The organism is Microbacterium sp. MAH-37, assembly GCF_009758255.1.
Classification (GTDB): domain Bacteria; phylum Actinomycetota; class Actinomycetes; order Actinomycetales; family Microbacteriaceae; genus Microbacterium.
Genome location: NZ_WSEN01000008.1, coordinates 1 through 19597 on the forward strand (window position 1 = coordinate 1; position 19597 = coordinate 19597).

A 19597-nucleotide genomic window follows, 5' to 3' on the forward strand; every position below is an offset into this window, starting at 1 on the left:
CCCACATCGTCCCGGAGGTCTTCGCTCACCTCAGACGTTCACAACGTGTCGGGGAAGAACACCTAGCCCGCGCGGAAGAACGCGACCCCGAGATCGGGGTGGTCGACGAACACGCCGTCCACGCCGGTGCGGGCGATCGCGTCCCACTCGGCCTCGTACTCGCCGAACGCCGCCTTGCCGCCCGGACCGCGGTAGGCGGCGTCGAGAAACCTGTTCTCGGGACGGCAGGTCCACGTGAACACGCGCAGCCCCCTGGCGTGCGCATCCGTCACGATCGTGCTGCCGCGCTCCAGCAGCATCCGCTTGTTCACGCTGATGCCGTCGACGACGCCGACCAGGCGGTGGAGGCCCTCGGGCTCGACCTCGGAACGATAGGTCTGCGCCGCGCGCCCTCGCGCGGCGACCTGGTCGAACGGCTTGCCGCTCGCCTCGATCAGGTAGATGTACGAGGCGGCGACGCCCTGCTCGCGCAGCCGCTGCAGAACGGTCCGCTCGAACGATTCGACGATCAGCGGCAGTTCGCCGTCCGCCCAGCCGGCGGCGCGCAGATCACGCACGATCAGCGGAACGAGGTCGAGACCGATGCCCTCGAAATACGTGGCGTGCTTGATCTCCAGCACGACGCCGATCTCACGGCCGTGCTCGATCGATCCCTCCCGCACGAGGTCGAGCAGGTCGGTCAGCCGCAGGATCGGCTGCGTGTCGTCGAAACTGGCACTCGAGGGCCGCAGCTTCGGCAGCCGCTCACGGGTGCGCAGCGTGCTCAGCTCGTCCCAGGTGAAGTCCTCGGTGAACCAGCCGGTGAGCGCCTCCCCGTCCACCTTCTTCGTGGTGCGGCGGTTCGCGAACTCCGGATGCTCGGCGACGTCCGTCGTGCCGGAGATGTCGTTCTCATGCCGTACGACCAGCACGCCGTCCCGTGTCGCGACGATGTCTGGTTCGACGGCGTCGACGCCCATCGCCAACGCGAGCTCGTACGAGGAGCGACTGTGCTCGGGCCGGTAGCCGGGCGCACCGCGGTGCCCGATGACGAGCGGAGATCTCCTGACCACGCTTTCAGCGTAAAGCACCCCTTTCATAGGGATTCTCCGTAGACTTGTCTGACATCGACCGATCCCCCGGGACCGATCCCTTTGGAGTGATCCACAGCATGAGCAGCAACTTCGCGTTCAACAACCCGGCGTTCCAGCAGCAGGACCCGCGCAAGGCCGCCACGTACCCCGGCGCGCCGCAGGGCACCTACGCGCCGCCGCCCGCGCCGACCGCGGCCCAGGCCGCCGCCGTCAACGCGAACCTCGAGGGCATGTACGCCGCGCCGTCGGCCGGTGCCATCGAGACCGACCGGATGACGGTCGAGGACACGGTCTGGAAGACGGTCGGCCTGTTCGCGATCCTGCTGGCCACTGCGGCGGTCGGCTGGGTCTGGACGATGTCCAGCATGAACCCGATCACCGGTGATGTCACGCTCATCCCCTGGATGGTCGGCGCGCTGGGCGGCTTCGTGCTCGCCATGGTCGTGACCTTCACCTCACGCAAGAAGGTCCGCCCGGGGCTGATCTTCGGCTACGCCGCGTTCGAGGGCCTCTTCGTCGGTGCCATCTCGGCGTTCTTCGAGACGCTGTGGCCGGGCATCGTCATCCAGGCATCCCTCGCCACGTTCTCCGTGGTCGGCGTGACTCTGGCACTGTTCGCCAGCGGCAAGATCCGCGCTTCCGCGAAGATGACCAAGATCGTCATGATCGCCATGATCGGCTACCTGGTCTTCTCCGTCGTGAACCTCATCCTCATGTGGACGAATGTTCCGATGGCGGCCGGCGCCTTCGGCATCTACAGCATGAAGATCGCGGGCATCCCGCTCGGTCTGATCATCGGCATCCTCGTCGTCTTCATGGCCGCCTACTCGCTGGTGATGGACTTCGACCAGATCCAGCAGGGCGTGCGCAACGGCGCTCCCCGCAAGTACGGCTGGCTCGGCGGCTTCGGCATCATGGTCACCGTCGTGTGGCTGTACGTCGAGATCCTGCGCATGATCGCCATCCTGCGCGGCAACAACTGACCTGACGTCGTGAAAAGGGCCGCTCTCCTCGGAGAGCGGCCCTTTTCACATCCTCAGCCGCGCGCCTTCGCCTCGAGGAGGGCGCGCTCGCGGTCGTTGCCGGCCAGCCGGGCGGCGACGGCGAACTCGCTGCGTGCCTCCTCGGTGCGGCCCAGCCGCAGCAGCAGCTCCGCCCGAGTGGCGGGCAGCAGGTGATAGCCGCGCAGCGATCCCTCCTCCGCGAGCCTGTCTATGATGCGCAGGGCGTTCGCGGGTCCGGTCGCCATCGCCACTGCGGCGGCCCTGTTCAGCTCCACCACCGGCGAGGGCGCGATGCGCCCGAGAGCCTCGTAGAGCAGCACGATGCGCTCCCAGTCGGTCTCGTCGACGGATGCCGCGACGGCGTGGCATTCGGCGATCGCGGCCTGCAGAGCGTAAGGTCCCCGGCCACGGCCGAGTGCGTCGGTGCGGGCCAGCGCCGCGCGTCCGCGCGTGATCGCCCCACGGTCCCAGCGTCGGCGGTCCTGGTCGGCGAGCAGGATCGGGTCGCCATTCGGGTCCACGCGAGCGGGGAAGCGCGCCGCAGTGAGCTCCATGAGTGCGACGAGTCCGTGCACCTCCGGCTCACGGGGTGCGATCTCCGCCAGCACGCGGCCGAGCCGCACGGCCTCGCGCGCCAGGTCGGGGCGCATCCAATCCTCGCCGGCGCTGGCCGCATGCCCCTCGTTGAAGATCAGGTAGAGCACGCCGAGAATCGCCCCCAGGCGCTCGGCGTACTCCTCGCGCGGCGGCACCTCGAACGGCACGTTCGCCGCCCCCAGGGTCTTCTTCGCGCGCACGATGCGCTGCTGCACGGTTGCCACCGGCACCAGGAAGGCCCGGGCGATCTCCTCGCTGGACAGACCGCCGACCACACGCAGCGTCAGGGCGACGCGCGCCTCGCGCGAGAGCACCGGATGGCAGGCGACGAAGATCAGCCGGAGCACGTCGTCGTCGATCGCATCCGGATCCCACGGCACGCCCTGCGCGGACTGCTCCTGCTGCTCCCGCTCCAGGTCGTGCGCGATCGCCGCGAGCCGCTCGTCGTAGCGCTCCCTGCGCCGCCAGCCGTCGATCGCGCGGCGCTTGGCCACGGTGGTCAGCCAGGCCGCCGGGTTGCTCGGGACACCGGCATCCGGCCAGCTCTCCAGCGCCTCGGCCAGGGCGTCCTGGGCGAGGTCCTCGGCGAACGCGAAGTCGCCCGTCATCCGGGTGAGCGTGGCGACGATCTTCGCCGACTCGATGCGCCAGACCGCGGCGACGGCGCGCTCCGCGGATTCGCGGGAGCGCGCCGTCGCGGCATCCTCAGCTCTGGGCACGGCGCTCGTTCTCCTCGCGCCAGCCGGCCTCCTTCTGGATCCACTCGTTGTCCTCCGGGAAATCGGAGAGCTCGGTGACGCGGCGCACCTCGAGGTACGCACCCGGGCCGAGCGGCGCACGCTTCGCCCACTCCGCGGCCTCCTCGCGGGTCGACACCTCGATGATCCAGAAGCCGTTGAACAGCTCCTTGGTCTCACCGTAGGGACCGTCGGTGACCAGCGGAGCCTCGCCGGAGAAGTCCACGACGAAGCCCTCCTCGGCATCCGTCAGTCCCTCGCCGCCGATCATCACGCCGGCCTTGAGCATGGACTCGTTGTACTTCCCCATCGCCTCGATGACCTGCTCGAAGGGGGTGTCCTGGTATGCCTCGACGCCTGCGTCGTCCGCGCGCATGATGAGCATGTACTTCATGATGATCTCCTCGATCTCGGGGCCGTCTCTCGACCCTCTCATTCAGGACGTCGAACGAGAAGAGCACCGATCGACATCGGCGCAGAACTTTTTCTAGGATCTTCGGATGAGCATTGTCGGCGAAGTCCGCGACGCCCTGCGGGATGCCGCGGACCCGGCGCTCGCGCCGGGACAGCAGGCGTACATGAAGTCCGTGATGCCGTTCCTCGGCGTGCGGGTTCCGGAGGTGCGCAGACTCGTGCGCGGCGTCGCGCGGCACGAGAAGGATGCCGGCACGCTGCGCTCCGCCGCCCTGGAACTGTGGCGAGAGGCCGAGCATCGCGAGGAGCGGTACGCGGCGCAGGCCCTCATGTCACTGCCACCGCTGCACGGCCGGCTCGACATGCTGGACGTGCACGAGGAGATGGTGCGCACCGGGGCGTGGTGGGACCACGTCGACGAGGTCGCGCACCGGCTCGCCGACCTGCTCGACACGCACCCCGTGGAGATGGGACTCGAGCTGCGGGTGTGGTCGGGCGACGAGGACTTCTGGATGCGTCGCGTCGCGATCATCTCGCAGCTCGGCAGGAGGGATCGGGTGGACCGCGCGCTGCTGACGGACGCGATCGAGCCGAACATCGCCGACCAGGAGTTCTTCATCCGCAAGGCGATCGGCTGGGCGCTGCGGGATCTGGGCAAGCACGATCCGGACTGGGTGCGGAGTTTCGTCGCGCAGCATCCAGACCTCTCGCCGCTGTCACGGCGTGAGGCGCTCAAGCACCTCTCCCCTGCGTCCTGAGCCCCGGGTCCTGAGCGAGCGGAGCGAGACGAAGGGCGTGTCAGCCGAGCATCTCCAGTGCCGCGCGGATCGCGTCGGCGGATGCCGCGAAGCGGGCCTCCTCGTCGGCGGACATCGGTGTCTCCGTCAGCGGGACCGCTCCCGTGGCGGAGACCACCGACGGGACGGACAGCGCGACGCCGTGCACGCCATGCACCCCGTCGAGCACGGTCGACACCGGCAGCACCGCGTGCTCGTCGTGCAGCACCGCCTCTGCGATGCGGGCGGCGCTGAGCCCGATCGCGAGGTTGGTCGCCCCCTTGCCCCGGATGACCGTGTACGCGGCGTCCCGCACGTCGACGGCGATCTCGTCGAGTCCGGCCTGCGTGAACGTCTCGCCGCCGTTCCACTCCAGAATCGGCACCGGTCCGATGCGGGCGTTCGACCAGAGCGGGAACTCGGTGTCGCCGTGCTCCCCGACGATGTCGGCGTGCACGCTGGTGATGCTCACGCCCGCGCGCTGCGCGAGCCGCCAGCGCAGCCGCGACGTGTCGAGCACCGTGCCGGATCCGAAGACGCGGGATGCCGGGAGGCCGGTGATCTCGCGCGCGACGACGGTCATCACGTCGGCCGGGTTTGTCACGATCACGAAGACGGCGTCGGGTGCCTGCTCGAGCAGGACCGGCATCAGGCTGCCCAAGATGCGGGCGTTCGTGCCGGCCAGCTCCATCCGGGTCTGGCCGGGCTGCTGCTTCGCGCCGGCGGTCACGACGATCACATCGCTGCCTGCGACGACGGCCGGATCGGATCCGCCGGAGACGAGCGAACGAGTGAACTGCGTGCCGTGGGCGAGGTCGAGCACCTCCGCCTCGACCTTCTCGGTCGCGATGTCGTACAGCGCGATCTCCGAAGCGCTGCCACGCGACAGCGCCGCATACGCGACGCTCACGCCCACGCTCCCCGCGCCGACGACGGTCAGTTTCGTGCGTCCACCTGCCATGGCTCCATCCTGCCGGAATCCACATGGCCACCGCGCCCCACCGCGCCGCACAAAATTCCTCGAAGAATGTCGCGATTCGCCGCCTCCCGGCGCCGGGAGGCCGCGGCGGGATGCTGCCGCTTCGCCGCGTGTCATGATGGGCCGGACCATGTGTGGAGCGGAAGGGGCACCATGAGGAACCGGCTACGTCGCGTTGCGGCCATCGGCACGGTTGCGCTGCTCGGTGCGCTCGTCGGCGGCCCTGCGGTCGCCGCGAGTGCGCAGACGCCGCCCGACCTCGACCAGGGTCACGTCAGCGACTTCTCCGATGTGCTCAGCGACTCGCAGGAGACCCGGCTGGAACAGCGCCTCGGCGAACTGGCATCCGCCGACGGACTTCCCGAGCTCTACGTCGTCCTCGTCCCGGACTTCGAGGACCCGTCCAACGCGCTCGCCTGGGCGGATGCGACCGCTCTGCGCAACAACCTGGCCCCGGACCAGTACCTGCTCGCGATCGCCACCGACGGACGCAGCCTCGCGATCTCGGCGGAGTACGGCGGTGACGGGGTCGATGCCGGACCGCTCGCCGAGAACAGAGTCCTCGAGATCGAGAACGACCTCGGCTCCCGGTACCTCGCCGATGACGACTGGGACGGAGGCATCGCGTTCGTCGCCGACGAGTTCTCTCAGGTGCCCGTGCCGTGGTGGGTGTGGCTGCTGGGCGTCGCCGGACTCGCCGCTCTCGTCTTCGCGGTCACCAGGCTGGTGCTGTTCCTGCGGCGCCGTGCCGCCCTCGCGGCGGAGCTGCGCACTCTCGAAGGGCAGAAGAAGACCGCGGCCCGGCGTCTGGTGCAGGCCGACGAGGCGGTGCGCACCAGCGAGCAGGAACTCGGCTTCGTGACCGCGGAGTTCGGCGAGGAGACGACCGCCTCGTTCACCGCGCTGCTCGCCGACTGCCGCACGCGGCTGCAGAAGGCGTTCGGCCTGCTGGAGAAGCTGCAGGATGCCGAGGAGGACACCACCCAGGAGACCAGGGAGTGGACGGACACGATCCTCCGGCTCTGCCGAGAGGTCGACGACGCCCTCGACGCTCGCCGGCAGGAACTGGCGTCACTCCGCGCGCTCGCTGAGGGAGCGGCGGACACTCTCGCGCGGCTGAGGGCGGCCCGCGCGGACGCGGAGTCGCTGCAGAGCGAGGCCGTCGATCGTCTCGCGTCGCTCGCGGCTGCCTTCGCTCCGGCAGATCTGATCGGGGTCGTGGACAACGCCGATCAGATCGGCGCGCGGCTGCGCGCGGCGGATGCGCAGCTCGACGCGCTGCAGAAGGCGGTGGATGCTCGCAAGCCGAAGGCGATCACCGACGCCGTGCACGAGATCGAGCGGCTGCTCGCCGAGGCGAGGGATCTCCGGGCCGCGATCGAGGCCCAGGCGGATGCCCTCGCCACGCGGAGCACGGCGGCGGAGACCGCCGTCGTTCCGGGAGTCGCGGGCGTGGGGAGCGGCGACGCGGCATCAATCGGGTCCGGCACGACCGGATCGGTCCTGAGCCAGGCGGCGGCGGCAGTGCGCGCCGCCGAAGCCTCGGTGCAGGCGCGGCCCGGCGGCGTCAGCGCATTCACCCTGGCACGTCTGCATTCGGCGCAGCAGCTGCTCAGCCGTGCATCCGTGGCGCCCGCCCCGGCGGATGCGGAGCGCCAGGCGGCATCCGCCCTCGCCGCGGCCGAGCAGGTACAGGGCCTCGTCGGAGCGGCTACCGCGCCCGAAGGACGCCGCTTCGTCCGGTCGTCTCCGTCGTCGCATCCGGCCGACAACGGCGCCGTCATGTACGACACGGCCGTGTCGAGCGCTGCACGCGAGTCGTCCTGGCGGCTGTACACCGAAGAGGAAGACAGCGAGGGAACCGGCGGAAAAGCGGCCGTCGGCGCGATCAGCGGCGGCGTCATCGGCCTCGTCAGCGGTCTCGGGTTCGCCGACGGGAACGCCGGGATCGTCGTGATGTTCGTGCTCGGCGGCGGCGTCTTCGGCGCACTCATGGGTGCCTTCGGCAGTTCCGGTGGTGGTGGCGGCTCGTCCTCGGGCTGGGGCGGCTCGTCGAGATCGTCCTGGGGCGGTTCGTCCCGATCCTCCCGCGGCTTCTCCAGCAGCCGCTCCTCGAGTCGCTCCTCCGGAGGCAGCCGCTCGTCGGGTCGTTCCGGCGGTCGCCGCTTCTAGCGAGCCTCCGGGGTGCGTCGCAGCTGCGACCGTAGGCTGGGCGCGTGACTGCGGGCGATCGGCGAGTGGTGTTCTGGGATTTCGACGGTACCCTCGCCGTCCGCGAGGGCATGTGGACGGCGGCCGTCGTCGATGCGCTGCGGACGGTGGATGCCGGTGCGACGGTCGATCCGGAGCTCGTCCGGCCGCATCTGCGGAGCGGATTCCCGTGGCACGAATCAGATGTCGTGGCCTCTCCCCCGCTGACGGCTGACGCCTGGGCCGCACGTCTGGCACCGGTCTTCGTCCGCGCGCTGCGCGCGCAGGGCGTCCCTGAGGATGTCGCCTCCGCGGCATCCGTCCGCGTGCTCGACGAGTACTACCGGATCGAGCCGTGGCGGGTGGTCGACGGCGCGATGGACGCTCTGCTGCAGACGTCGGATGCGGGATACGACAACGTCATCCTCAGCAACCACGGCCCCGGTCTGCCGACGCTCGTCGACGACCTCGGCCTCTCACCCCTGATCTCTCTGACGATCACGAGCGCGGCGGTCGGCATCGAGAAGCCGAATCGGTTGTTGTTCGCACACGCGCTGCGTGTGTCGGATGCGGGCGACGACACCTGGATGGTCGGCGACAACCCGATCGCCGACGTCGAGGGCGCAGAGCGTGCCGGCATCCGCGCCCTCCTCGCCGACGCGATCTACCCCGACTCCCGCGGCCTCACCGTCCTCCAGGCCGCCCACCACATCGTCACGACCCCGCTCTGACGTCGGCACAACCTCGGAGATCAACAGGATCCCTGACCGGATCCGCCCCATCCCTCCGAGATCCCGCAGATCTCCGCGCCGTTCCCCTGCTCCCAAAACGCCTTCCGCCCCCATACCAAAGGCATGAGGGCGGAGGGATCGTCGCCGGAGCGAGCATCGGGGAGGGACCCGCGAAGCGGAGCGGCTTGAACCGCGGTTCCTGAGCGAGCGGAGCGAGTCGAAGGGCTGCGAGCGAAGGCGACGTTCCCTCCGCCCGTACCCCAGAATCAAAGACCCCGGGGCGCGGAAGCCCCCTCTAACTCACTCCCATTCGATCGTTGCCGGCGGCTTCGACGTGACGTCGAGCACGACCCGGTTGACCTCGCTCACCTCGTTGGTGATGCGGTTCGAGATCTTCGCGAGCACGTCGTACGGCAGACGCGTCCAGTCCGCCGTCATGGCGTCCTCGGACGACACCGGGCGCAGCACGATCGGGTGGCCGTAGGTGCGGCCGTCACCCTGCACGCCCACCGAGCGCACGTCGGCGAGCAGCACGACCGGGCACTGCCAGATCGCCTGGTCGAGGCCGGCGGCGCTGAGTTCTTCGCGGGCGATCGCGTCGGCCTCGCGCAGCACGTCCAGTCGCTCGCGGGTGACCTCGCCGATGATGCGGATGCCGAGGCCCGGGCCGGGGAACGGCTGGCGGCCGACGATCGCCTCGGGGATGCCGAGCTCGCGGCCGATCGCGCGGACCTCGTCCTTGAACAGAGCGCGCAGCGGCTCGATCAGCTCGAAGTCGAGGTCGTCAGGCAGGCCACCCACGTTGTGATGCGACTTGATGTTCGCGGTGCCCGTGCCGCCGCCGGACTCGACGACGTCGGGGTACAGGGTGCCCTGCACGAGGAACTTGACCTTCTCGCCCGACGCCTTGGCCTCTTCGACGAGGTCGCGCTGGACCTGCTCGAACGCGCGGATGAACTCGCGACCGATGATCTTGCGCTTGGTCTCGGGGTCGGTCACGCCGGCCAGGTGACCGAGGAAGGTGTCGGCCGCGTCGACGGTGATCAGGCGGACGCCGGTGGATGCCACGTAGTCGCGCTCGACCTGCTCGCGCTCACCCTTGCGCAGCAGACCGTGGTCGACGAAGACCGCGGTGAGCTGGTCGCCGATGGCCTTGTGCACGAGCGCGGTGGAGACCGCCGAGTCGACGCCGCCGGAGAGCGCGGAGATGACGCGCGCGTCGCCGACCTGCTCGCGGATGCGCTCGATCTGCTCGGCGATGACGCTGCCGCTGTTCCAGTCGGCGGCGAGGCCGGCGCCCTTGTGAAGGAAGTTCTCGATGACGGCCTGACCGTGGTCGGAGTGACGCACCTCGGGGTGCCACTGCACACCGTAGAGGTGGCGCTCCTCGTTCGCGAAGGCGGCGACCTTGGTCGCGGGCGTGGTTGCCAGGACCTCGAAGCCCTCTGGGGCACGGGACACCTGGTCACCGTGGCTCATCCACACGTTCTGCTCGGTGGGCTCGCCGCCCAGCAGCGTGCTGTCGTTCACCGGGATCATCGCGTCGGTCGCGCCATACTCGCGCAGGCCGGTGTTCGCGACCTCGCCGCCGAGGGTGCGGGCCATGTACTGGAAGCCGTAGCAGATGCCGAGCGTCGGCACGCCGAGTTCCAGGACGGCCGGGTCGAGCTGCGGCGCACCCTCCTCGTAGACCGACGACGGGCCGCCGGAGAGGATGATCGCGACCGGGTTCTTCGCGGCGATCTCGGCGGCCGTCGCGGTGTGCGGCACGATCTCGCTGTAGACGCCGGCCTCACGGACGCGACGGGCGATGAGCTGCGCGTACTGCGCGCCGAAGTCGACGACGAGCGCCGGCCGCTGCGCGGTGTCCGGGCTGGATGCGGCGGCGGAGTTCTGTTCGGTCACCGGGTGCCTTCCGTGGTGGGTGCGGGGACGGATGCGGCAGCATCCGCCTCTTCGCGGGTAGCGAGGTAGGCCCGCACTTCGCGTGCGACGCGGGTCTCCATGAAGAACGAGAGCAGCGGCACGACGCCGCCGAGGGCGAGCATGATGAACCGCGGGAAGCGCCAGCGCATCAGGCTCCACATGCGGAAGCATGCGAACAGGTAGACGACGTAGAACCAGCCGTGCGCGACGAGGATGCCGAGCGAGAGGTTGAACCCGTCGCCGGTGGAGATCAGACCACCGTCGGGTCCCTCCACCACGGGAGCGAACCACAGCAGCCCGCCTGATCCGCCCGCGAAGAGCTCGAGGTGGATCGGCGTGTACTTCAGCACCATCTCGGCGACCAGCAGCAGCAGCATGACGCCGGTGATGATGGACGCGACCTGGTAGAACTTCAGTGCACCGCGGATCGCCGGGAAACTGGCGACTTTCGGTTCGGGCATACGTCCATTCTAGGCGAGGCCGGAGCGCACGAAGCAGGGCCGCCGGGTCACCCCGACGGCCCTGCTCGATCCGGCTCTCAGATCACTTGTTTCCGCGGTTCACGTGCACGGTGACGGTGACCTCGTCGCCGCTGTCCTGCACGATCGCCAGGGTGTACTTGCCGGGCTGGGTGTTCTTCGGCACGGTCAGCGACACCTGGAAGGTGCCGTCGTCCGCGATCTCGACGGCGCCGAGATCCACGACCGCACCCTTCTTGCCGCGCAGTTCGGCGTTCGTCTCGACACCAGGGACGAACCCGGAGCCCGAGAGCTCGAGCTTCTTGCCCGCGCCGACCTTCGATGCCTCGACCGAGACCTCACCGTCGAACACCGGCGGCTGGCCCCCGTCCTCGGCGAAGGCGATCGGCAGCTGCACGGTGGTGCCGGTGCCCGCCACGCTCACGGTGAGCAGCTGCGGACCGTACGCCCCCTGCGGAACCGTGAAGGTGAGGGTCGCGCGGCCCGCCTCGTCACCGGCGTCGATGACGGTCGGGTCGACCGCACCGGTGGCCAGCACGGCGTCGCCCAGTGAGAGGCTGACCTCGCCCGGCGCCTGCTCACCCGCGCTGAACGCGAGCGAGGAGAGCGCCACGGTGACCTGGTCGCCGGCCTTGTAACCGCCCTCGGGGGCGGCCGGGGTGACCGTCGCGCCCACGGCGCGCTGCTTCAGGTCGGGCGTCGCGGTCTTGTTGGCCGAGAACCAGTCCACCATCGACTGCAGGTCGATCTTGCCGGTGTCCTTCTTGTTCGCGCCCTTGGCAAGCGTGAAGAAGTTGTCGCCACCGGCCGCGAGGAACGAGTTCGCCGCGACCAGGTAGGACTTCGCCGGGTCGATAGCCGTGCCGTTCAGCGTCATCGAGGTGATGCGCTGGCCCGTCGCCGCAGCCGGGTCGTAAGTGTACTCGAAGCCCTGCGAGACGCCCAGCTTCAGGAACGGACGGCTCGCGCCGGTCGGCTGCCACTGCTCCTCGAGCACGCTCTTCAGCTGCGCGCCGGTGAGTTCGAGCGTCACCAGGGTGTTGGCGAACGGCTGCACCGTGGCCGCCTCGCGGTACGTCAGGTTGCCGTCGGGGTCGGTCGCCCCGCTCGACGCGTACGTGAGGTTGGTGCGGATGCCACCCGGGTTCATCAGCGCGATCTCGGCGCCGGTGGACCACTGCTGCACGTCGGCGACGAAGTTGCCGATCGTCGACTCGCCACCGCGGTTCTCGGTCTTGCCGTCGCTCTGACGGGCCCGGTTGAAGTCCGCCGTGATGTCGCCGACCTTCTCGGCGCCGATCACGTCGGCCTCCTTCTTGGCGGCGTCGACGATGGACTGCACCTCGGGAACGGCCGGGTAGTTGGCCACCCAGATCTTCTTGGTCGGGTCGTTGGGGTCGGCGATCTGACGCGCGAGCGGCTTGATCTCGTTCGAGATCGAGAGCAGCTCGTGGGTCTTCGGGTCGACCTTCAGGTTCATCAGACCGAAGTTCTCGCCGTACTGGCCGGCCGAGACGACAGGGCGCCCATCGATGACGTGGTTGTACGCCAGGTGAGTGTGCGCCGAGACGATCGCGTCGACGTCGGAGTCGACGCCGTAGACGATCTCACCCAGCGGCGAGTCGGGCGTGATGCTCGACACGTCGGTGGTCGCGGCGCCCTCGTGCACGAGCAGGATGATGACGTCGGCCTCGCCGTTGGCGGGGTCGCCGTCACTGAGCGCGTCGGCCGCCTTGTTCACGGACGCCACGATGTCGCGGACCTCGAGGTCGGCGATCCCGTCGGGCGAGACGAGCGAGTCGAGCTCTTCCGTCACCGCGCCGACGAAACCGACCTTGACGCCGTCGACGTCCTTGACCCAGCTCGGGGCGAGAGCGGTGTCGTCCGCGCCCCTGAGGAACACGTTGGAGCTGATGTACTCCCAGTCCGCCCGCTGCTGGATCCGATCACGCAGATCCTCCCAGCCCTGGTCGAACTCGTGGTTACCCGCGGCGCTCACCTCGAGACCGGCGGCGTTGAGCGCATCGATCGTGGGGTTGTCGTCGAGGATGAACGAGGTGAAGGTCGACGCGCCGACGAGGTCGCCGGCCGCGGCGAACACCGTGTTCGGGTTCGCCTCGCGCACCTGCTTGATCGCTCCGGCGAGCACGGCTGCACCGCCCGCCGCGCTGTCGGCCTCGATACGACCGTGGAAGTCGTTGATCGTGGCGACGTCGATGCTGATCGGCGGTTCGGTGCTGGACACGCCCACGACGATCGGATCGTGGTCGCTCGAGCGGTACGGGGTGCCGGACTCGGTGGCGCCGAACGCGTAGCCGCGGTCGCTCCACTCCGGCGAGTTGATGCCCCAGACGCCGGCGCCGGTGACGGACGCCGTCAGCGACGGCGACGCGATCACGTGGTCGAGCGAGCCCAGCTCGCCGTCGAACGTGTAGGTGTACTGGCCGTCGGTCGTGTGTGCCACCAGGTCGGACCAGCCGGCCGAGGTGAACACGTCGATCGGGTCCTCTTCGCTGTACGCGTTGAAGTCGCCGACCAGGAACACGTCGTCGCTGCCGGAGGTCTTCTGCACGGAACCGGCGAGCGCCAGCACGGACTGCGCCTGCTTCACACGGTCGGCGTTGAAGAAGCCCTGTCCGTCGGCCGGTTCCTTGGTGCCGTCCTTCGGGTCGGACTTCGACTTGAAGTGGTTCGCGATGACGCTGAAGGTGCGGCCGTCCGCCTCGAAGGTCTGCGCGATGGGCTCACGGGCGTTGCCCCACACCGTCTCGTCGGTGACCGTCACAGCGTCGCCGACCGCCTTGACGGCGGCCTTGCGGTAGATGATCGCGCTGGTGATGTAGTCGGTCGTCGCCGCATTCTGCAATGCGGCCGGCGTGGGCACGTAACCCCAGACGTCCGAACCGGAGGCGGCGTTCAGGCCGGACACCAGGTCCTTCAGCGCGGTGTCGACCGGGTCGCCCAGCTTGACCGAGTTCTCGATCTCCATGAGCGTCACGACATCGGCGTCCAGCCCGTTGATCGCCGCGACGATCTTCGACTTCTGGATCGCGAACTGCGCAGCATCCTTCGCGCCGCGCGCGTTGGAGTTCTCACTGCTGAGCGTCGTGAAGTAGTTGTACACGTTGAACGAGGCGACCTGGAAGTCACCGCCGACGGCCGGCGGGGTCGTCGTGCGCGGGTTCTCCGCGTTGAACGTGACCTTGTACGAGGCGTCGCTGGAGTCGTCGATCGGGACGACGGGCTGCAGGCGCCAGTCGTCGAAGCCGTACTGCAGAACATAGCCGTGCTCCGAGAAGTCCACGGTGTCGCCGTTGCGCACGACGGTGTCCTTCGTGAAGTACGGCTGCTGGCCGGGGTGGGCGGCGTTGGTGACCTGCGTCGACCATCCGTCATCGAGCAGGATGCGGCTGGCGCGGTTCGCCGCCGCGATCGCATCCGCCTCGGCGCCGGGGCGCTTGGCCTCGGTGCTCTTGACATTCAGCTCGTCCGGGTTCAGCCACAGTGCGCCGTAGTTGTAGAGCTGGTGGCTGGAGGCCAGCGCGTAGCTGCCGGTCGGCGCCACGAGCATGTTCTCGTACGCCTCGCGGTCGGCGCCGACGACGTCGGCGGGCAGCGGGGTGGCGGCGGGGACGCCCACGCCGGCGGTGACCACCGCGACGCCGGCCTCGGATGCCGGGTTGATCTGCGTCTGGCCGAAGTACTCGCTGACCGTGCCGGTGACCGAGACGAGGTCGCCGATGTTCACACCGGATGCCTTGAGCGCATTCAGGTAGACGAACACGCCGTCGGAAGCCCCTGGGGTGGCATCCGTCGCGCCGCCGGAGCCCTGCGTCTGGATGCTGATGCCCTTGTACCCGCCGGTGCGGTAGTCGCCGGTGACGACGCCTTGGACGGTCACGGTCTGCCCGTCCATCGCGGCATTGTCCGCGGTGCCCTGCACCTCGGCGATCGTCGCGGTCACGGGGTCGGGCCCCGGGCCCGGATCCGTGCCGCCGCCGGAGTTCTGCGGCGTGATCGTGGCCGAGAGCGAGAAGTCCTTGCTGTTGTCGTCGCTGTCCGCGCCGTTCGTGCGGTTCAGGGACTTGACGTCGGTGTTGCCGGACGGCGCGGTCGCCACAGCCTTCTCGAAGGTGTTCGAGGTGCCGTACCCGAGCAGGTCCACGACGGCGCCGCCGGTCACCGATCCGGTGGGCAGCGTCACGGCGGAGGTGCTGTTCACCAGGGCGATCGTGCCGGTGGTGCCGCTGGGGTTGAGGTTGCCGGTCGCATCCGGCGTGGGGAGCGCGGCACCGTTCGCGCCGTTGCTGCCGCCCTGCACCAGGTAGTAGCCGCCGGCGGGGATCGACCCTGTGAGGGGCACGACGCCGTTCGAGCCTGCGGTGCCGGATGCGGACCGGTACTGCAGCGACTTGCCGTCGAGCTTCACGGCCTCAGAGGTCGGGTTGTAGAGCTCGACGAACTTGTTCACGAACGCCGCGCCGGCGCTGCCGCCGGACAGGTAGGCCTCGTTGATGACCACCCCCGTCCCGCTCGTGTCTGCGAAGGCCGGCGTCGCGGCGATCGAGCCGAAGCTCAGAGCGACCGCTGCGGAGGTGACGAGGGCGCAGGCGCGCGCCCTTCTGCGCGGGACAGGGACCTTGCGGTTCGCGTCGTCGGGGGCGGACATCATCAGTGCTGTCTCCTCGGGTCAAGCGGCGGTTCTCGTGGAACCACCGGTCGCGTGCGCCGGGCTGCGCACGCACATGACACAGACCTTATGACCCAGCTGGGACATTCCTCAATGCCATTCGCGATCCGGTCACCGAATCGTCATCTGCGAGCCGCTCAGGAGGCCGCGGCCGCGTCCTGACGATCGTCGAACTCCTCGACCTCGCGCTCCCAGGCGTCCTTGGCGAGCCGGTACCAGAGGTAGAACGCGAAGCCGGCGAAGATCGCCCACTCGATCGCGTAGAAGATGTTCAGCCAGTTCACCGAGGAGCGCTCCTCCGGTGCCGGCGAGGAGATGTCGGCGAGGCCGGCGGTCGCCTCGGTCGATGCCAGGTACGGGCGGTACACGTCCAGCTGGTCGATCTCGTGCCAGCGACTGAGCAGCGCGGCGGGCGACATCCGGTTCAGATCGAACGGATCCCGGGTGACGACGGGACCTTCGTCCGAGATGACGCGGCCGGTGATCTCGGCCTCCGCGGCCCCCCTCGAGGAAAGGGCGGATGCTGCGGCATCCGCCTTCTCGCGGGTGGGCGCGAACCCGATCGCGACCGCGATCGAGGTGCGCTCGGCGACGCGCAGCTGGCCGGTGACCCAGTAGCCCGCCACGCCGTCGTTGAAGCGACCGGAGACCACGATGAAGTCCTCGGGTACCCAGGTCCCGCCGGTGGTGACCTTCTGCCCGACCAGGGGCTCGGCGAGGTACTCACCGGGCTCGACCACGTCGGTGAGCGGCTGCACCTTCTCGGTCATCCCCGGCTCCGGCGGCGCGGTGTCGATGGCGCGACCCAGCTGCCACTGCCCCAGCCAGGCGAACACACCGGCGACGACGAGGCAGAGCGCGAGCATGCCCAGCCAGCGCCCGCGCAGCATCACCTCCCGGAGCGTGGGAGGGAAGTCCTGCGTTGCGGTTATCGGGCCCCGAGTCATCCGGCCTCGTAGGGCGCCAGCACGACCTCGACCCGCTGGAACTCCTTCAGGTCCGAGTATCCGGTGGTCGCCATCGACTTGCGCAGCGCGCCGATGAGGTTGGCCGTGCCGTCTGCGACGGGAGCGGGCCCGTACAGCACCTCTTCGAGCGTGGCCACGCCCGCGACCGGCACGCGACGACCGCGCGGCAGCTGCGGGTGGTGCGCCTCGGCGCCCCAGTGGAAGCCCCGGCCGGGAGCATCCGTGGCGCGCGCGAGGGCGACGCCGAGCATGACCGCGTCCGCGCCCATCGCCAGCGCCTTCACCACGTCGCCCGAGGTGCCGACGCCACCGTCGGCGATCACGTGCACGTAGCGACCGCCGGACTCGTCGAGGTAGTCGCGGCGCGCGGCGGCGACATCGGAGACCGCCGTGGCCATCGGCGCGTGGATGCCGAGGGTGGCGCGCGTGGTGGACGCCGCTCCCCCGCCGAACCCGACCAGCACGCCGGCCGCGCCGGTGCGCATCAGGTGCAGCGCAGCGGTGTAGGTGGCGGCGCCGCCGACGATCACCGGCACGTCGAGGTCGTAGATGAACTTCTTCAGGTTCAGCGGCTCCGCGACGCTCGAGACGTGCTCGGCGGACACCGTGGTGCCCCGGATGACGAAGAGGTCGACGCCCGCCTCGACGACGGTCTGGTAGAGCTCCTGGGTGCGCTGCGGCGTGAGGGAGCCCGCGACCGTGACACCGGCCTCGCGGATCTCAGCCAGACGCGACTTGATGAGCTCGGGCTTGATCGGCTCGGAGTACAGCTCCTGCATCCGCACCGTCGCGCGATCGGCCGGGAGGCCCGCGATCTCGGAGAGCAGCGGCTCGGGGTTCTCGTACCGGGTCCACAGGCCCTCGAGGTCGAGCACGCCGAGACCGCCGAGGCGGCCAAGCATGATCGCCGTCTGCGGGCTGACGACCGAGTCCATCGGCGCGCCGATGACGGGGATGTCGAACGCGAAGGCGTCGATCGTCCATGCCGTCGAGACGTCTTCGGGGTTCCGCGTGCGTCGCGAGGGAACCACCGCGATGTCGTCGAACGTGTATGCGCGACGGGCGCGCTTGCCTCGGCCGATCTCGAAGTCCATGCTCACCCCTTCAGACTACCCGGCTTGCCCGGAGGACTCAGCGAGCCCGCACGACACGACGCTCGTCCCAGACCGGAGCATCCGACTCGTAGACTCCGCCGTCCTCACCGAACACGAGGAACCGGTCGAACGAGCGGGCGAACCAGCGGTCGTGCGTCACCGCGACGACCGTGCCCTCGAACCGGGCGATCGCGTCCTCCAGCGCCTCGGCCGACTCCAGGTCGAGGTTGTCGGTCGGCTCGTCGAGCAGCAGCAGCGTGGCGCCGGAGAGCTCGAGCAGCAGCACCTGGAAGCGCGCCTGCTGCCCGCCCGAGAGCTGGGCGAACTCCTGCTGCGCCTGGCGTACGAGACCGTACCGGTCCAGCGCGGAGCTCGCCGCGTCGCGCGGCATTCCCGCTCGTCGGTCGTCGCCGCGGTGCAGGATCTCGAGCAGCGTGCGGCCGGCGAACTCCGGATGCGCGTGCGTCTGCGCGAAGAGGCCCGGCACGACGCGCGCACCGAGCACCGCCGCGCCGGTGTGCGCGACCTCGTCGAGCCGCTCCCCCGCACCCGTCAGGTGCCCGAGCGTCGGATCGGGGTCGCTGCCGCCTCGGGCGAGGAGGCGGAGGAAATGCGACTTGCCCGAGCCGTTCGAGCCCAGCACGGCGACCCGATCCCCGAACCAGATCTCCGCGTCGAACGGACGCATCAGGCCCGTGAGCTCGAGCGCCGTGCACACGATCGCGCGCTTGCCGGTGCGCGAGCCGCGCAGCCGCATGTCGAACTCCTGGGCGGGCGGGCGCTCCTCGGGAGGCCCCGCCTCCTCGAACTTCCGCAGTCTGGTCTGCGCCGCACGGTACCGAGAGGCGAAGCCGTCGTTCGCCTCGGCCTTGACCTTGAGGTTCGCGACCAGCGTCTTCAGCTTCTCGTGCTGCTCGTCCCAGCGCCGGCGCAGCTCGTCGAGGCGGTCCATCCTGTCGATGCGGGCCTGGTGGTAGGTGCCGAAGCCGCCGCCGTGCACCCACGCCGTCGCGCCGGCACCGCCGGGTTCGAGCGTGACGATGCGGTCGGCGGCTCGTGCCAGCAGCTCGCGGTCGTGTGAGACCAGCAGCACGGTCTTCGGCGTCTCGCGCAGCCGCTCCTCCAGCCAGCGCTTGCCCGGCACGTCGAGGTAGTTGTCCGGCTCGTCGAGCAGCAGCACGTCGTCCGGTCCACGAAGCAGGGCCTCGAGGGCGAGCCGTTTCTGCTCGCCGCCGGACAGAGTGCCGAGGTCGCGGAACCGCGCGCGTTCAAAGGGCACGCCGAGTGCCGCCACCGTGCACTGGTCCCAGACGGTCTCGTGCTCGTAGCCACCGGCATCCGCGTACTCGGCGAGCGCCGTCGCGTACCGCATCTGGGTGCGCTCGGTGTCGTCCTCGATGAGCGCGTTCTCCGCGGTCTCGAGCGCCTCGGCCGCCTGCCGGATGCGGGCGGGCGCGACCGAGATCAGCAGGTCGTGCACCGTCTGGCCGACGCGGCCGTGGCCGACGAACTGGTCCATCACGCCGAGCGATCCGTCGATCGTCACGACGCCGTCATCCGGCGCGAGATCGCCGCGGATGATCCGCAGGATGGTGGACTTGCCGGCCCCGTTGGGGCCGATCAGCGCGCTGGTGGAGCCTGCGCCGACGCGGAAAGTCGCCTCGTCGAGCAGCGGGCGGCCGTCGGGCAGGGTGAGTGAGACGCCGGCGACGTCGATGTATCCCACGGTGGTGGTCCTTCCGCCCGCCGCGTTCCTTCGCGAAGGCGAGCCGACCAGGCTATCAGGCTTGGTCCCTTTCCAGAGCACTCGGCCCCTCCCCAGAACAGGAGATCCCGCCAGGACAGGACAGATTCCCGGCATCCGTCCTACCCTCGCCGTTTCTCCTGTTCTCGGACGCACGACTCGTCGTCCACATCGCGCGTCCTCCGCCGTGTTCTC

Annotated in this window: 14 protein-coding genes; 4 read left to right on the forward strand and 10 right to left on the reverse strand. The window is 69.7% G+C overall.

From position 1 onward, the window contains the following. Positions 1-62: 62 nt before the first annotated feature. The gene (locus GON06_RS10435) at positions 63-1052 is read right to left on the reverse strand and encodes a glycerophosphodiester phosphodiesterase family protein (protein WP_332837394.1); all 990 of its coding nucleotides are present in this window, start codon (positions 1050-1052) and stop codon (positions 63-65) included. A gap of 98 nt (positions 1053-1150) precedes the next feature. On the opposite strand from GON06_RS10435, the gene GON06_RS10440 reads away from it, so the two are divergent. Beyond that, on the forward strand, positions 1151-2056 hold the full coding sequence (locus GON06_RS10440) for a Bax inhibitor-1/YccA family protein (RefSeq protein WP_157312265.1): 906 nt from the start codon (positions 1151-1153) through the stop codon (positions 2054-2056). A gap of 53 nt (positions 2057-2109) precedes the next feature. Here GON06_RS10440 and GON06_RS10445 read toward each other — a convergent pair whose 3' ends face one another. Together GON06_RS10445 and GON06_RS10450 are read right to left on the reverse strand one after the other, a co-directional pair. After that, positions 2110-3282, reverse strand: coding sequence for an RNA polymerase sigma factor (locus GON06_RS10445; RefSeq protein ID WP_157312543.1), 1173 nt, complete (start codon positions 3280-3282; stop codon positions 2110-2112). Positions 3283-3379: 97 nt separating this feature from the next. Beyond that, a complete protein-coding gene (locus tag GON06_RS10450; protein ID WP_157312266.1) occupies positions 3380-3805 on the reverse strand; it encodes a YciI family protein in 426 nt (141 codons plus the stop codon). A gap of 106 nt (positions 3806-3911) precedes the next feature. Here GON06_RS10450 and GON06_RS10455 point away from each other — a divergent pair, with 106 nt between their 5' ends. Then, positions 3912-4583, forward strand: a complete 672-nt coding sequence (locus tag GON06_RS10455) for a DNA alkylation repair protein (protein WP_157312267.1) — start codon at positions 3912-3914, stop codon at positions 4581-4583. Positions 4584-4623: 40 nt separating this feature from the next. Here GON06_RS10455 and GON06_RS10460 read toward each other — a convergent pair whose 3' ends face one another. Then, positions 4624-5562, reverse strand: coding sequence for an L-lactate dehydrogenase (locus tag GON06_RS10460; RefSeq protein ID WP_157312268.1), 939 nt, complete (start codon positions 5560-5562; stop codon positions 4624-4626). Between the two features lie 171 nt (positions 5563-5733). On the opposite strand from GON06_RS10460, the gene GON06_RS10465 reads away from it, so the two are divergent. Both GON06_RS10465 and GON06_RS10470 read left to right on the forward strand, forming a co-directional pair. Next, complete coding sequence (locus tag GON06_RS10465) at positions 5734-7752, forward strand: TPM domain-containing protein (RefSeq protein WP_198346676.1); 2019 nt, start codon at positions 5734-5736, stop codon at positions 7750-7752. Between the two features lie 44 nt (positions 7753-7796). Continuing rightward, positions 7797-8501 carry an HAD family hydrolase gene (locus GON06_RS10470; RefSeq protein WP_157312270.1) on the forward strand — a complete coding sequence of 235 codons (705 nt, stop codon included), beginning with the start codon at positions 7797-7799 and terminating at the stop codon, positions 8499-8501. 300 nt (positions 8502-8801) lie between these two features. On the opposite strand, the gene guaA is transcribed toward GON06_RS10470, so the two are convergent. The 6 genes from guaA to GON06_RS10500 all read right to left on the reverse strand — a co-directional run bounded on the left by guaA (position 8802) and on the right by GON06_RS10500 (position 19384). After that, complete coding sequence (gene guaA / locus GON06_RS10475; protein WP_332837396.1) at positions 8802-10406, reverse strand: glutamine-hydrolyzing GMP synthase; 1605 nt, start codon at positions 10404-10406, stop codon at positions 8802-8804. Beyond that, a complete protein-coding gene (locus GON06_RS10480; RefSeq protein WP_232528418.1) occupies positions 10403-10888 on the reverse strand; it encodes a DUF3817 domain-containing protein in 486 nt (161 codons plus the stop codon). The genes guaA and GON06_RS10480 overlap by 4 nt, the downstream gene beginning before the upstream one ends. 82 nt (positions 10889-10970) lie before the next feature. Continuing rightward, positions 10971-15578, reverse strand: a complete 4608-nt coding sequence (locus GON06_RS10485) for an ExeM/NucH family extracellular endonuclease (RefSeq protein WP_157312271.1) — start codon at positions 15576-15578, stop codon at positions 10971-10973. A gap of 155 nt (positions 15579-15733) precedes the next feature. Next, positions 15734-16486, reverse strand: a complete 753-nt coding sequence (locus GON06_RS10490; RefSeq protein WP_157312545.1) for an SURF1 family protein — start codon at positions 16484-16486, stop codon at positions 15734-15736. Positions 16487-16539: 53 nt separating this feature from the next. Further along, a complete protein-coding gene (locus GON06_RS10495) occupies positions 16540-17658 on the reverse strand; it encodes a GuaB3 family IMP dehydrogenase-related protein (RefSeq protein WP_116242317.1) in 1119 nt (372 codons plus the stop codon). A gap of 37 nt (positions 17659-17695) precedes the next feature. Beyond that, the gene (locus GON06_RS10500) at positions 17696-19384 is read right to left on the reverse strand and encodes an ABC-F family ATP-binding cassette domain-containing protein (protein WP_332837397.1); all 1689 of its coding nucleotides are present in this window, start codon (positions 19382-19384) and stop codon (positions 17696-17698) included. Between the last annotated feature and the right edge of the window lie 213 nt (positions 19385-19597).

What these genes read in the sequence shown, in the direction of transcription:
- GON06_RS10440 (WP_157312265.1), top strand. Translation starts at nt 1,151, where the DNA reads ATGAGCAGCAACTTCGCGTTCAACAACCCGGCGTTCCAGCAGCAGGAC.
- GON06_RS10445 (WP_157312543.1), bottom strand. Translation starts at nt 3,282, where the DNA reads ATGACGGGCGACTTCGCGTTCGCCGAGGACCTCGCCCAGGACGCCCTG.
- GON06_RS10450 (WP_157312266.1), bottom strand. Translation starts at nt 3,805, where the DNA reads ATGAAGTACATGCTCATCATGCGCGCGGACGACGCAGGCGTCGAGGCA.
- GON06_RS10455 (WP_157312267.1), top strand. Translation starts at nt 3,912, where the DNA reads ATGAGCATTGTCGGCGAAGTCCGCGACGCCCTGCGGGATGCCGCGGAC.
- GON06_RS10460 (WP_157312268.1), bottom strand. Translation starts at nt 5,562, where the DNA reads ATGGCAGGTGGACGCACGAAACTGACCGTCGTCGGCGCGGGGAGCGTG.
- GON06_RS10465 (WP_198346676.1), top strand. Translation starts at nt 5,734, where the DNA reads ATGAGGAACCGGCTACGTCGCGTTGCGGCCATCGGCACGGTTGCGCTG.
- GON06_RS10480 (WP_232528418.1), bottom strand. Translation starts at nt 10,888, where the DNA reads ATGCCCGAACCGAAAGTCGCCAGTTTCCCGGCGATCCGCGGTGCACTG.
- GON06_RS10485 (WP_157312271.1), bottom strand. Translation starts at nt 15,578, where the DNA reads ATGATGTCCGCCCCCGACGACGCGAACCGCAAGGTCCCTGTCCCGCGC.
- GON06_RS10490 (WP_157312545.1), bottom strand. Translation starts at nt 16,486, where the DNA reads ATGCTGCGCGGGCGCTGGCTGGGCATGCTCGCGCTCTGCCTCGTCGTC.
- GON06_RS10495 (WP_116242317.1), bottom strand. Translation starts at nt 17,658, where the DNA reads ATGGACTTCGAGATCGGCCGAGGCAAGCGCGCCCGTCGCGCATACACG.